Genomic DNA, 13,428 nt, shown 5'->3' with positions numbered 1-13,428 from the left:
TGACTATAATAAAAAGAGGAATATTATTCCTCTTTTTGCATTTATAAAAATATACTATATTTCATTAAAACTTATAGATGAGATAGTTTTTTACTATTTTTAATCACATAGGATTAGAGGGTAAGATGCAGAAAAAATCAAGGCATTACGGCCTAAACGATTTTTAATATTTAAGGAGTGATTATATGGATTTGAAAAATCTTTTGAATAAGGAACAATATGAAGCAGCTACTACTGTAGATGGACAGTTACTTATACTTGCAGGGGCAGGCTCTGGAAAGACAAGAGTTTTAACTTATAGAATAGCATATATGTTAGAGGAAAGGGCTATACAACCATATAATATTTTAGCGATAACTTTTACTAACAAAGCTGCTCAGGAAATGAGAGAAAGAGTTAAATCATTAATTGGAGATAGAGCAGATAGTATGTGGATTTCTACCTTCCACTCATCTTGTGTAAAGATATTAAGACGTGAGATAGAAAAGCTTGGCTATAAAAAAGACTTTACAATATATGATAGTTATGATCAAAAGGCTTTAGTAAAAGAATGTATTAAGCAACTTAATATAAATGATAAAGATATCACAGAACAAGAAATTATTTCAAAGATAGGAAAAGCAAAGGATAACTTAATTACTCCGGCTCAATATAAAAGACAATATGAGAGTGATTTCCGAGGAAATAAAATTGCAGATTTATATATAATGTACCAAAAAAGGCTAAAAGACAACAATGCCTTAGATTTTGATGATTTGATTTTTAAAACTGTTGAGTTATTTCAAAACAATCCTGAAGTGCTTGATTTTTACCAAAACAAGTTTAAATATGTAATGATAGATGAGTATCAAGATACTAATAGATGTCAGTACGAGTTTGTGAAACTTTTAGCTTCAAAGCATAAAAATATCTGTGTAGTTGGTGATGATGATCAGTGTATTTATGCTTGGAGAGGTGCTGACATAAGAAATATATTAGACTTTGAAAAAGATTATCAAGGTGCTAAGGTTGTAAAGCTAGAGCAAAACTATAGATCAAAGGCTAATATACTTGATGCTGCAAATAATGTTATTAAGTTTAATAGTAATAGAAAATCAAAGGTACTTAGAACTGAAGCAGAAAATGGAGAAAAGATTAGAATTTACAGAGCGTTTTCTGATAATGATGAAGCACAATTTATAGCTTCGGAAATAAAGAAGTTTATGGAAGAGAAGGATTTAGCATATAAAGACTTTGCTATACTGTATAGAACAAATGCTCAATCACGTATATTTGAAGATTGCTTTATTAAAAGAGATATTCCATACAGAATAATTGGAGGACTTAAGTTCTACGATAGAAAAGAAATTAAGGACTTAATGGGTTACCTTAAAGTAATAAACAACCCAGCTGATTCAATAAGTCTTAGAAGAATAGTAAATGTGCCTAAGAGGAATATTGGTGATGCAACAGTATCTAAAGTTATGGATTTTGCAAATGAGTATGATGATAGTCTGTATAACTCTTTATTAGACTGTGAAAATATATCAACTTTATCACCTAGAAATATATCTTCAATAAGAAAGTTTACAGATCTTATGGAGAACTTAATGGATATGTCTGAACAGATTCCAGTATCAATGCTTATAGAATATATTTTAGATAAAAGTGGATATATGAAAGAACTTAAAGATTCTAAAGAGCCTGAAGATCAAAGCAGAGTTGAAAACTTAAAAGAATTAGTTTCAGCAGCAGTTGATTTTGAAAAGAGTAATGAAGAAGATAAATCTCTTAGTGCATTTTTAGAGAAGGTTGCATTAGTTCAAGATGTTGATAATATGGATGAAAATGCAGACACTTTGGTTATGATGACTGTTCACTCAGCTAAAGGGTTAGAGTTCCCGGTAGTATTTATGGTTGGTATGGAAAATGGGATATTTCCTGGTACAGCATCCTTTGATTCAGAAAGTGAAATGGAAGAGTCAAGAAGACTATGCTATGTTGGAATAACTAGAGCTAGAAATGTGCTTTATATGACTTCAGCAGAAGTTAGAAAAGTTTTCGGAAGAACTGTGGCATATCCGCAATCTGATTTTATAGGTGAAATTCCTAAGGAATTGAAGGAGTTTGTAAAAGGAAATGCAAGTGCAGGCCTTTCTACAAGAAGTTCTATGATGGCTTCGCCAAGTTATGGAGGAAGAGATTTTAATAAAAATCCTCATAGCTTAAGAAGTGATTATAATAGTAACTATTCTTCAAATAGAGGCGGTTCAAAAGAAACAATGCTTGACGCAGCTAGAAAATTAAAGGAAACCTTAGATAGTAGTTCAGGAGGTTTGCTTACAAAAAATGAAGCTACCATGGGAAGAAAAATAAGACATCCAAAGTTTGGAATAGGAACTATTATAAAGACAATCAATGAAGGTGATGATCTTAAGCTCACAATAGCTTTTGACAGTCAAGGTATAAAAACTTTATTATTAAGTTTTGCTCCTTTAGAGCTTTTATAAGAAGTTATATATTATTAAACACTCTCATATTTTGATAGGAGAGTGTTTAATGGATAAAAAAGTTATTTAAATTATGAGATAAATTTTTGATTGTAGGATATTAATTTTCAATGAGAGAATCCTATAGTTTAAAGCTCAGTTAGATTGAGAGGTGCTTTCATGGATAAAATGAAGAGAATAGATGAGCTGGTAGAGGAGTTAAATAGGTATGCGTATGAATATTATACATTAAGTAATCCTTCTGTATCAGACAAAGACTATGATAAAAAATATGATGAATTAGTTACTCTTGAAAAAGAAACTTCTTATATACTTCCATATTCTCCGAGTCAGAGAGTTGGAGATACTGCACTTGCGGAGTTTTCTAAATATACGCATAAAGCAAGGCTGTGGAGTTTAGATAAGGCTCAAACTGTAGAAGAGCTTAGAGAGTGGCATAATAGAAATATTAAGTTTATTGATGATTATAATAGAACCCATGAGGATGAACTTCCGGCTATAAAATATATAGTTACTAAGAAATTTGATGGACTAACCATAAACTGTACTTATGATAGTAATGGGGTACTTATAAAGGCAGCTACTAGAGGTACTGGAGAAATAGGTGAAGATGTAACTTCACAGACCAAAACAATAAAGGCTCTTCCGCTTAAAATTAGAAGTAATGATGTTTTAGAGATTCATGGTGAAGCTATAATGACTAAAGAAGCTTTTGATAGATATAATCAAGTATCAGAAGTTCCTTTAAAGAATTTAAGAAATGGTGCAGCTGGAGCGCTTAGGAATCTTAATATAAAAGAAACTGCAAAAAGAAATCTATCAGCCTTTTTCTATGATATAGGATATAAAGAAGGAAATCCTTTCAATACCTACGAAGAAATGATGAGTTTTATAAAGGAAAAAGGATTCCCAATGGATGACTATATGAAGGTATGTCATAACATGGAAGAGATTGAGAAAGAAATAGAATATATAAAAAATATAAGATTTGAGCTTAATTATGATATAGATGGAGCTGTTATTGCTATTGATGATATGAGGACTAGAGAATTGCTTGGCTATACAATTAAGTTTCCTAAATGGGCAATTGCTTTTAAATTTGAAGCACAAGAAGCAACAACAAAACTATTAGCTGTAGAATGGAATGTTGGAAGAAGTGGAAGAGTTAATCCTACTGCATTATTAGAACCTGTAGAGTTAGCAGGAGTTACAGTAAAGAGAGCAACACTTAATAATATGGACGATGTAAGAAGAAAAGGAGTACGTATAGGAGCTGAAGTATTTGTTAGAAGATCTAACGATGTAATTCCTGAGATAATGGGAGTTGCGGGAGAGCTTAATGAAGATACAGAAGAAATTATACCTCCAACTACGTGTCCTGCTTGTGGCAGTCATATAGTGCTTAATGGGGCACATTATTTCTGTGATAATACTTTATCCTGTAAACCACAAATGGTTAAGACTATAGTGCATTATGCTTCAAGAGAAGCGATGAATATTGAAGGGTTTTCAGAAAAGACAGCAGAACAATTATTTGAAAAACTTGATATCAAAGCTATAACAGATTTATATAAACTTGAAAAGGAAAGTCTATTAACTTTAGAAAAGTTTGGGGATAAAAAGGCTCAGAATTTACTTAATGCTGTGGAAAAAAGTAAAGATTGTCAACTACATTCATTCATATATGCATTGGGTATACCAAACGTAGGTGTTAAAACTGCAAAGGATCTAGTTAAAAGATTTAAAAACTTAGAAAACCTTGAAAAAGCAACTTATGAAGAGCTTATTAGTGTTAGCGATATAGGTGGTATAGTTGCTAAGAGTATAATAGATTTCTTTTCACAAGAAAAAGTTATAATAACTATAAATGAGCTCCTGGAATTAGGTGTAAAACCTAAGTTTGAGGAATCAGAGGTTAAGGAAAATCTTTTTGAAGGAAAGACTGTTGTTGTTACTGGATCGCTAGCGTCATATAGTAGAACAGAAATAAAAGATAAGCTGGAATCCCTAGGAGCAAAAGTTTCAGGAAGCGTTAGTAAAAAAACTGACTATGTAATAGTTGGAGAAGATGCTGGGTCAAAGTATACAAAGGCTTTAGAACTTGGCTTGACTATCTTATCAGAAGATGACTTTAACAGTCTTATAGGGGGGTAAAATGAAAAGACTTATAACTATATTAAGTCCTTTGGCAGCTGTGTTTACAAGTATAAATATAATTCTTACTCTCCTTACAACCTATCAATTTATTTATATATCTGAGATTTTTAACTCGTACTATCCGATACAGATAGGACTATGTGCCACTATGATTTTATGGGGCATTAGGTTTTATCTATTTGAAAAAGGCAGTAAAAAGATAACTTACCCAGTGATATGTTTTTTAATAGCCTCAATTTCAATATTTTTTATGAGTATGTATGTAAGATAATGATACTGTTATATTAATTCTTTGCGCAGGCTTATTAAAGCATAGGATGCATAACCACTTAATTTCGTACGATGATTTAACAAAAAACAGATGGTTAGATTTCACCATCTGTTTTTTGGTTTTCATTTATATTATTAGTAGTGTCCCCAATTATCTCTGTTAGACTTTTGTTTTTTGTCACTAATAGATAAATGTTTTGAGTAAGTTTTTCTAATAGATAGTTTTGATATTTTATTTGGCTATAAGCATATTTAGCTATTATAAATCCCCAAATTGCCACAAAAATTATAGTAACCATACATAACACACCAATTATCTCTATTGCAAGTAACATTACCAAAACCTCCGTAAATATATTATGCTATTTATTAATATAGATGGATAGCTTTACAATTAAATTTACTACTATCCTATATGTAGATTAGTAATCCTATACATAAATTATAATACTATAATAATCTGTTTAAGAAATTTTATCAAGTTTGTAAATTTTTATTTTGATAAATTTAATTTAAAGGTAGTTTGTAAGAGATATAGAGCATATTCTATAATATGATAAAGTAAGATTTTGGAGGCAACATTGGGGTAATCAGTTCAATATATTATAAGCTTCATAAAGAGTCATTAGATAAAGCAATATTAAAGTTCAAAAGAGTACCAATAGATGTGGTATTTAAGAATTTAACGAAGAACTGTTGGATATATGGAATACAATACGAAATAATTATTAAAGATAGATTAACTCTTGAAATAAAGCTTATAGGAAAGAGAGAAAAAGTTTTATTGAAGTTTAATAAAACCTTAGTAGTATTTAAAGAAGATTATAATAGATTTATAGATTTAGTAGATCTTATGGAAGTGGATAAAGCTTATTTTATTACTACAGGAGTTTTTCAAGCAGAAATATATAAGTTGAACAGTTGGAAATTATCTTATCCTAAGGTTTTTTTAGAAGATAGCAAGGCCTTTCTGAAAAGACAAATATGGAGTAAAAAGAAGTATAATGAGCACTTAAAATATGATAAATTAGATTTCAATAGATATCTGCCGGTATGATTAATATTATTAATGTTTGGACATAATTCAGATATATATTTCTTAAAGGAGAGTATATTGATGAAAAGAAAGCTTTCCAAACTATTGATATTAGTTATAGTCGTTGTTACCTTGCAGGGATGTACTAATATAATACAAAAAAATAATAATATTGTTGATAATAATTCAATAACCTATGCAGTTGAAAAGTTTCCTGATTCCATAAACATAACTAATAAATTAAGTCTAAGGGACAAGGATTTAATTTATTCAATTTTTGATGGATTAGTCAGTGAAAATGAAAATGGTGATATAGTGCCTGATCTTGCAGAGTCCTACTCAGTAAGTAAAGATGGACTAGAATATGTTTTTAAACTAAGAAATGATATTTATTGGAGTAATGGTAATAGGATAACAGCAGATGATTTTATGAAGTTTTTTAAGAGCATTACATCTAATAAAAATAAGGATGAGTACGTAAGTGAACTCTATAATGTATACGGAGTTAAAGACTATCATGAAGGTAAAGGGACTTTTGAAAAAAATGTTGCAATATCAAAAGAAGATGGAAATGTGGTAAAGTTCAGGATGAATGTAAGAGATGATAGTTTCTTAAAAAAGCTGTCTGAGGGATATTTTAAACTTAGAGAGTTTGATGATAATTTAGATAACTATAAACAAAAATTTGCCTCCATTAAGTACTCGGGGGCATATGCAATAAAGAATATAAATGAGGATAAGGAAATAGAACTGGATCTTAATGAGAAGTATTGGAATAAGAAAAGTACAAACGCAAAAAAAATAATCTTAAAAGTATTCACAGGTGCTGAACTTGCATTAGCAGATTTTGAATCTAAAAAGGATGTAGATATAATATTAAACATTCCTAACAGTGAGATATCTAGATTGTCATCTAAAAATTTAGTTGAGATATTTCCTAACGATACTATGAAGGTTGTAGAATTTAATCCAGATACTAAAAATAATAAGACCAATCTGAGCATGAGAAGAGCGTTAGAAAAGTCTATTTTGAATACTATAACAGGTAATTCTTTAGTAAAAGAAGACAGATTTCAGCTAGCTCTAGGGGAATTAGAGAGGAAAGCATTGAAATCCAATGAAAGTATTGTAAGCTCAACTGTTACTAATGATTCAAAAAACTTGGATTCAATTAAGGAACAAGTTAGTAATCTGCTTAGTAAATCAAGCTATGAGGGTGATGCTTTAAGATTAGTGTGTTTGAAAAGTGATGAGAATAAAAGTATATGTGAGTTCATATCAAAAAATCTTAAAGACATATATAATATAACCGTAAAATACAATCTACTAGATCAAAACCAATTAAAAAAGGCAGTGTCCACTGGTGATTATGAATTATTGCTAGAAGATATAACTTCTAGTTCTGACACGTATGGTCAGTTAGTAAATAAGTGGATTGTAAATAATAAGGGAAAAGCTATAGACAATAAAGATATTAATGATATGATATCAACAAGTACCTTAAAGAAAGATGAAACTGTGGATAGTAAAAATAAAAATATCGTAAAACTATTGAGGGATAATAACTATATAGTACCGTTACTTTTTGATAATCTAATTTGTGTTAAATCAGATAAGGTGAAGAATATAACCTTTAGTAAAGATGGGATTTTAAGTCTTAATCAACTGGAAGTTAATGATACTAATTAGAGTGTTAAGTTGTGATGAAAATTTATAAGTAAATAAATTATTAAAAAACATATGGATATACTCTCGTTTTGTGAAGTGAATAAAAAAGTTCGCTGAAGTGACCTTCTTCAGCGAACTTTTTTACGCATCTGCCTTTCCGAATGAATATGAGGAAAATTTGGCAGGCGAATAAGTTTTATTTTTTTACTGTATCGCCATAAAAAGCTTCTGAAAGCATTGAAATATCTGTGCTTAATCGTCGTGGAAATTCTATATTATCCTTTACAGTAAAAAAAGGAGCAAAGTTATGCTCCTCTTTAAAGTTTCTTGGTAATACCATCAGTTATCTCGTCTGTAATATCTAACGCTTCAGTTTGGTCATTACCTACTTCGGCTTTTTCTGTAGGTAAGGTATCTTCAGTGAAGAAAAAAGACTTCATAATAGTGTCTTTAAACAGAAATATTATGTTAAAGAAGTTAGTCAAATTCTTTGCACTATCAAAAGTTATCTTAGTTGTTGCGAAATTTTCCTTCTTCTTTGAATATGCAATTTTCTTTAAGAATATTGGAGCGGTGCCAGTGGTGTCTGGTGATGGAGTAGTACTAACTCTAAACATTGATTCGTCAATAAGATCAGCAGAATTTAAGGTTAGATTCTTATATCTCTCGTCACTATCCAATGATGGAGCATCAGGCCAAGAAATCACAAGCCCTGAAGTGATATAAAACTGTCTAAATAGTGTGGAAATCATAGCCTTAAAATCTCTTGAAGTTTCATATTCTTCATAAAGAAGCATATTTATCATATAATTATTTACTTCAGTACAATCATATTTTATATCCTTTTTTTCCATTGGTTTTAAGAAGATTCCTGAATTATCATCAAATAATCTTTTGTGTCTCTCGCTAATTTGTAAGAAATTATCTTTGAAGGATTCAATTCCTGTATTCTTATAAGATAAATGAAGATTTATTGCCATTAAGCAAGAATAATCTAAATTATCGAGAATGTAATTCTTCTCATTATATTTATCTATTAAATAATCTGTAACATCAATTAAGAACAACTTTACATCATCATTATTGGAATACTTGTAAAGAAGATTAAAGGCAAAACAAATCTTGCAGCATTCCTGGAAAGATAAGTCGTAAATTTCGTCCTTATAATTTAAAAACATATTTAATATATCAAGAGAAAAATCTTTATACATTTCTCTATCCTCATCAAATGTACATATGTTCCAGTAAAGGTAATATGCAACCATCATTAAAGCCTGATCAGAAAACTTAAATTTTTTATCTTTATCAATAAGGTTGAATTCACTATTTCCTTCTGATAAATTCTTTTTATCTACAAAAACTCCATCTGTGTTTCTTAATTGTTTAGAATAAAAATCTAACTGTTGTTTAGCGAGGGTTCTATAAATCTTTGCCATTGAATAGTTGCTACTAGAAGATTTTTCAAACTTTGCATAAAACTCTGAAAGTTCTAATATACTCAAAGTCATCAATGCATTTGAGGAACTACTAATTTCTTTCTTAACACCATCATCAGACCAACCGTGGAAATGCTTAGTTGATGCAAACTTTGGAGACCCTTTTTTATAAATACATAAAAGTGGAGAAAAATCTTTTATTATGTTAATATCATTGTTAGAAAGATACTTTTTGGAAGTTTTTGTTGAGGATATTAGACCACAACGAGATTGCAATACGATGTGTTTCAGTGCTTCCCGTGAAAGAAAGAATAGCTGGCTTTCTATCTCCAATGAAGTCAGACTATTTATTCTAAAAAAAGGACCTATATACTTCAATGTATCCACCTCATAAAATTAATACTTATATTAATAATATGTTAGTTGCAGTGAAAAATTGCATAAGTATATATATAAACAAGGAGAACATTTATGAAATCAGGAAAATTAAACTGGGATGATCTTAAAGGATTAATAAATAACAACAAATCAGTTAAGAGAGATGAAGTAAGAGTACGAAATGGAGTAGGAGAAGATTGCTCTGTTATAAACTTTGGAGAATATGAATGTGTAATATCTACTGATCCCATAACTGGTGCAACTGAAAACATAGGAAGGTTGGCTGTTCATGTAAATTGTAATGATGTAGCTTCCTGTGGAGTAGATCCTATGGCTATATTGGTTACAATATTAGCACCTGAAGATACTACCTTTGAAGAAATAAATGATGTAATGAAGCAAATTAACGAGGAGACTTCAAAGATAAATGTGGAGATAATTGGAGGGCATACAGAAGTAACTTCTGCAGTAAATAGAATCGTTGTTTCTTGTACTGTTCTTGGCAAATGCATTAGTGGAAAAGCAGTGTCAACCGCAGGGGCTCAAGTTGATGATGATATAGTTGTAACCAAAAGTCTTGCGCTAGAAGGTACTAACATAATAGTAAATGATAAGATTGATAAACTAAAAGATATATTAACAAAAGAAGAGATAGACGAAGCTAAAGAATATATTAATAAAATTAGTGTTATAATGGAAGGGAAAGTAAGTGGAGAGTTCGGTGTAAATAGTATGCACGATATTACTGAAGGTGGAGTGCTAGGGGCACTTTGGGAACTAGCTGATGCTTCTAATGTAGGGTTTAAGGTATATGAAGATAAAATGCCTGTTACTGCTGTAACTAAGAAGGTATGTAAGGCATTTAATATTGATCCGCTTAAATTAATATCTTCTGGTAGTATGATTATAACTACTAAAAATGGTGAAGAACTTGTAAAACTATTAATGAAAAATGGAATTAATTCTACTATAATTGGTAATATAACAAATGATAAAGGAATATTAGTTAAAGAATTAGAAGGGGAAGTTATAGTTCCTCAACCTGAAAGAGATGAACTTTTTTCTATATGATATTTATGAAGGAGGCAATTTTATGAGAATAGACGGAAGAAAAAATGAGGGGTTAAGACCTATAAAGCTAACAAGAAATTATACAAAGTATGCAGAAGGTTCAGTACTTATAGAAATGGGAGATACAAAGGTATTATGTAATGCATCAATAGAAGAAAAGGTGCCACCATTTTTAAAAGGTAGTGGAGAAGGATGGATAACTGCAGAATATAATATGTTGCCTAGATCAACTCAATCAAGAAAACCGAGAGATATAGCTAAGCTAAAAATAGATGGTAGAACTATGGAGATACAAAGACTTATTGGAAGAGCTCTAAGATCTGTGGTTGATTTAAAAGCACTTGGTGAAAAGACTATATGGATTGATTGTGATGTTATTCAAGCTGATGGAGGAACAAGGACAGCATCAATTTCTGGCGCATTTGTAGCCCTAGTAGATGCAGTTAATAGGCTTCATAAAAACCAACCTTTTAAGGTTTTTCCAATAAGAAGTTTTGTTGGAGCTGTAAGTGTTGGAATATTAAACGATGAGAAAATTGCAGATTTATGTTATGAAGAAGACTCGAAGGCTAAAGTCGATATGAATATCGTTATGACGGATAGCGGAGAGTTCATTGAAGTACAAGGAACTGGAGAAGAAAGTCCTTTTTCAAGAAAAGATTTAGAGGAGCTGCTATCTTTAGGTGAAAGAGGAGTTAAACATATAATTCAAGCACAAAAGGATGTATTAAAAACAGATAGTTTGTGGATAGGTACAGGGGGAAAATAAAATGAAGTCAATTATTGTAGCAAGTAATAATGATCATAAAATAAAAGAAATAAAGCAAATATTAAGCGATATAAATGTAGAAGTAAAATCCCTTAAAGATTGTAATATAGATATAGATGTGGTAGAGGATGGTAAAACATTTTTAGAGAATTCTTATAAAAAAGCTAGTGAAATTTATGAATACGCAAAAGAAGAGGGCATGCAGGATTTTCTTATAATGGCAGATGATTCAGGACTAGAAGTTGATTACTTAAATGGAGAGCCAGGTGTGTATTCTGCAAGATATGCAGGAGAACATGGAAATAACAAAAAAAATAATGAAAAGCTATTAGAAAAGTTAAAGGGTGTACCAACTGAAAAAAGAAATGCATCTTTTGTTTGTGCTATAGTTTTAATAAATAGTGATGGGAAGACTGTAAAGGTAGAAGAAAGAGCCTATGGGGTTATAAAAGAAGAATTATCAGGAGTAGAAGGATTTGGATATGATCCTCTATTTTTCGTGCCAGAATTTAATAAGACCTTTGCAGAAATGACAGCAGATGAGAAAAATTCAATAAGTCATAGGGGAAAAGCGTTAGACGTTGTAAAAAAAGAACTAAATAATCTAATTTAAATTTGGAGGCATAATAGAAATGCTCGTAGCTGTAGTTAGTGATACTCATGGTATTACAGAGTATATAGAGAAAGTAAAAAGAATGATAAATAAAAGTGATATATTGATTCATTTAGGTGATAATATAACTGACTTAGAATATATCATTAAAGGGTACAATGGAAAAGTTTATGGTGTTAAAGGGAATTGTGACTTCTCAAACAATTATCCTTTAGATATGATTGTTGAAATTTTAGATAAAAAAATATTTATTACCCATGGACATAAATACAATGTAAAATATGATTTGAATTCTATATATTTTAAAGCCAAAGAAGTAGCTGCAGATGCTGCTTTATTTGGCCATACTCATCAATCACTTGTAACACAACATAGCAATATATGGCTTGTAAATCCAGGCAGCGCCTCACTTCCTAGAATGAGTAAAAGAAGTATAGCCTTCATAGAAGTTGAGGAAGGGAAGCCTTTATACCCTTATTTAGTAGAACTGTAATACATATGAGCAATTAATTATATTCTGAATATTTTAATTCGTTTTAATCTTAAAACTTTTGGTTACATAAACTGGTATATCGGCGCAAAGCATTATAAACACTAGGTTTGTAAGGAAAAGTGGTTAAAAAACTTTTTTTCAAAAGGGTATTGACTGTAATAATAACATCGTGTAGAATAATCTTTGTCGCCGAAAGGTTAACAAGTTGTGAAAACAAACGGGGTGTAGCGCAGATGGGAGCGCGCGTGGTTTGGGACCATGAGGTCGCAGGTTCGATCCCTGTCACCCCGACCAGTTAATATGCGGGTATCGTATATCGGTAATACTCCAGCCTTCCAAGCTGAAAAGGTGGGTTCGACTCCCACTACCCGCTCCAAAAAACATCTTGACAAAAGATGTTGGATTTAGTAAAATAATCAATGTTGTTTAACATGCGTCTTTAGCTCAGCTGGATAGAGCAACGCCCTTCTAAGGCGTGGGCCAGGAGTTCGAATCTCTTAAGACGCACCATTATGCGCCATTAGCTCAGTTGGTAGAGCACCTGACTCTTAATCAGGGTGTCTTGGGTTCGAGTCCCTGATGGCGCACCAAATATGGTGGACGTAGTTCAGTTGGTAGAGCACCAGATTGTGGCTCTGGTTGTCGTGGGTTCGAATCCCATCGTTCACCCCATATTTAATATTGGGATGTCGCCAAGCGGTAAGGCAATGGACTTTGACTCCATCATTCGTAGGTTCGAATCCTGCTATCCCAGCCAATTGGTTTACTAGCTCAGTCGGTAGAGCACATGACTTTTAATCATGGTGTCCGGGGTTCGATTCCCCGGTAAGCCACCAATTTAATAAATGAAAAGATGCAGATGTGGCGGAATTGGCAGACGCACTAGACTTAGGATCTAGCGCCTACGGCGTGGGGGTTCGACTCCCTTCATCTGCACCAATCAAGCGGAAGTGACTCAATGGTAGAGTGTCACCTTGCCAAGGTGAAGGTCGCGGGTTCGAGTCCCGTCTTCCGCTCCAAATATGCGGGTATCGTATATCGGTAATAC

The 13,428-nt window shown here is 31.6% G+C and carries 12 protein-coding genes and 9 tRNA genes; 18 read left to right on the top strand and 3 right to left on the bottom strand.

Translation table 11 applies throughout. The features are described from left to right. The first annotated feature begins 185 nt into the window (after window positions 1-185). The 3 genes from pcrA to J3477_RS14950 all read left to right on the top strand — a co-directional run bounded on the left by pcrA (window position 186) and on the right by J3477_RS14950 (window position 4,917). A complete protein-coding gene (gene pcrA, locus J3477_RS14960) occupies window positions 186-2,489 on the top strand; it encodes a DNA helicase PcrA (protein WP_206870775.1) in 2,304 nt (767 codons plus the stop codon). Window positions 2,490-2,648: 159 nt separating this feature from the next. After that, window positions 2,649-4,643 (top strand): NAD-dependent DNA ligase LigA, encoded by a 1,995-nt coding sequence (gene ligA / locus J3477_RS14955; protein ID WP_206870774.1) that lies wholly within the window; start codon window positions 2,649-2,651, stop codon window positions 4,641-4,643. Between the two features lies 1 nt (window position 4,644). Beyond that, the gene (locus J3477_RS14950; RefSeq protein ID WP_206870773.1) at window positions 4,645-4,917 is read left to right on the top strand and encodes a hypothetical protein; all 273 of its coding nucleotides are present in this window, start codon (window positions 4,645-4,647) and stop codon (window positions 4,915-4,917) included. A gap of 94 nt (window positions 4,918-5,011) precedes the next feature. Here J3477_RS14950 and J3477_RS14945 read toward each other — a convergent pair whose 3' ends face one another. Continuing rightward, window positions 5,012-5,251: a hypothetical protein gene (locus J3477_RS14945; protein WP_206870772.1), complete on the bottom strand. Its 240-nt coding sequence runs from the start codon at window positions 5,249-5,251 to the stop codon at window positions 5,012-5,014. 332 nt (window positions 5,252-5,583) lie between these two features. Here J3477_RS14945 and J3477_RS14940 point away from each other — a divergent pair, with 332 nt between their 5' ends. Together J3477_RS14940 and J3477_RS14935 are read left to right on the top strand one after the other, a co-directional pair. Then, window positions 5,584-5,973 (top strand): hypothetical protein, encoded by a 390-nt coding sequence (locus tag J3477_RS14940; protein WP_206870771.1) that lies wholly within the window; start codon window positions 5,584-5,586, stop codon window positions 5,971-5,973. Window positions 5,974-6,033: 60 nt separating this feature from the next. Beyond that, the gene (locus tag J3477_RS14935) at window positions 6,034-7,641 is read left to right on the top strand and encodes an ABC transporter substrate-binding protein (RefSeq protein ID WP_206870770.1); all 1,608 of its coding nucleotides are present in this window, start codon (window positions 6,034-6,036) and stop codon (window positions 7,639-7,641) included. Window positions 7,642-7,816: 175 nt separating this feature from the next. Here the strand turns inward: J3477_RS14935 and J3477_RS14930 are convergent, their stop codons facing one another. Beyond that, window positions 7,817-7,960 carry a hypothetical protein gene (locus J3477_RS14930; RefSeq protein ID WP_206870769.1) on the bottom strand — a complete coding sequence of 48 codons (144 nt, stop codon included), beginning with the start codon at window positions 7,958-7,960 and terminating at the stop codon, window positions 7,817-7,819. After that, window positions 7,938-9,434, bottom strand: a complete 1,497-nt coding sequence (locus tag J3477_RS14925; RefSeq protein WP_206870768.1) for a hypothetical protein — start codon at window positions 9,432-9,434, stop codon at window positions 7,938-7,940. Before J3477_RS14925 ends, J3477_RS14930 begins: the two co-directional genes overlap by 23 nt. A gap of 93 nt (window positions 9,435-9,527) precedes the next feature. Here J3477_RS14925 and J3477_RS14920 point away from each other — a divergent pair, with 93 nt between their 5' ends. The 13 genes from J3477_RS14920 to J3477_RS14860 all read left to right on the top strand — a co-directional run bounded on the left by J3477_RS14920 (window position 9,528) and on the right by J3477_RS14860 (window position 13,399). Further along, window positions 9,528-10,505 carry an AIR synthase family protein gene (locus J3477_RS14920; RefSeq protein WP_206870767.1) on the top strand — a complete coding sequence of 326 codons (978 nt, stop codon included), beginning with the start codon at window positions 9,528-9,530 and terminating at the stop codon, window positions 10,503-10,505. A 22-nt stretch (window positions 10,506-10,527) separates the two neighbouring features. Beyond that, a complete protein-coding gene (gene rph / locus J3477_RS14915; RefSeq protein ID WP_206870766.1) occupies window positions 10,528-11,274 on the top strand; it encodes a ribonuclease PH in 747 nt (248 codons plus the stop codon). A gap of 1 nt (window position 11,275) precedes the next feature. Beyond that, the gene (locus J3477_RS14910; RefSeq protein ID WP_206870765.1) at window positions 11,276-11,887 is read left to right on the top strand and encodes an XTP/dITP diphosphatase; all 612 of its coding nucleotides are present in this window, start codon (window positions 11,276-11,278) and stop codon (window positions 11,885-11,887) included. Window positions 11,888-11,906: 19 nt separating this feature from the next. Continuing rightward, window positions 11,907-12,380, top strand: a complete 474-nt coding sequence (locus J3477_RS14905) for a metallophosphoesterase (RefSeq protein WP_206870764.1) — start codon at window positions 11,907-11,909, stop codon at window positions 12,378-12,380. 218 nt (window positions 12,381-12,598) lie between these two features. After that, window positions 12,599-12,674 (top strand) — tRNA-Pro (locus tag J3477_RS14900). A gap of 8 nt (window positions 12,675-12,682) precedes the next feature. Then, a tRNA-Gly gene (locus J3477_RS14895) sits at window positions 12,683-12,756 on the top strand. A 57-nt stretch (window positions 12,757-12,813) separates the two neighbouring features. Then, window positions 12,814-12,890: transfer RNA gene (locus tag J3477_RS14890), tRNA-Arg, on the top strand. A 4-nt stretch (window positions 12,891-12,894) separates the two neighbouring features. Further along, window positions 12,895-12,970: transfer RNA gene (locus J3477_RS14885), tRNA-Lys, on the top strand. Window positions 12,971-12,976: 6 nt separating this feature from the next. Further along, window positions 12,977-13,052, top strand: a tRNA-His gene (locus J3477_RS14880). Window positions 13,053-13,062: 10 nt separating this feature from the next. Further along, window positions 13,063-13,137 (top strand) — tRNA-Gln (locus tag J3477_RS14875). Between the two features lie 3 nt (window positions 13,138-13,140). Beyond that, a tRNA-Lys gene (locus tag J3477_RS14870) sits at window positions 13,141-13,216 on the top strand. 19 nt (window positions 13,217-13,235) lie between these two features. Then, window positions 13,236-13,319 (top strand) — tRNA-Leu (locus tag J3477_RS14865). Window positions 13,320-13,324: 5 nt separating this feature from the next. Next, window positions 13,325-13,399 (top strand) — tRNA-Gly (locus J3477_RS14860). The last annotated feature ends 29 nt before the right edge of the window (window positions 13,400-13,428 follow it).

This window comes from Clostridium zeae, assembly GCF_017312485.1.
In the GTDB taxonomy this organism is placed as follows: domain Bacteria; phylum Bacillota; class Clostridia; order Clostridiales; family Clostridiaceae; genus Clostridium_AR; species Clostridium_AR zeae.
The sequence above is the reverse complement of the archived record's forward strand: the minus strand, read 5'-3'. Positions and strand labels throughout refer to the sequence as shown.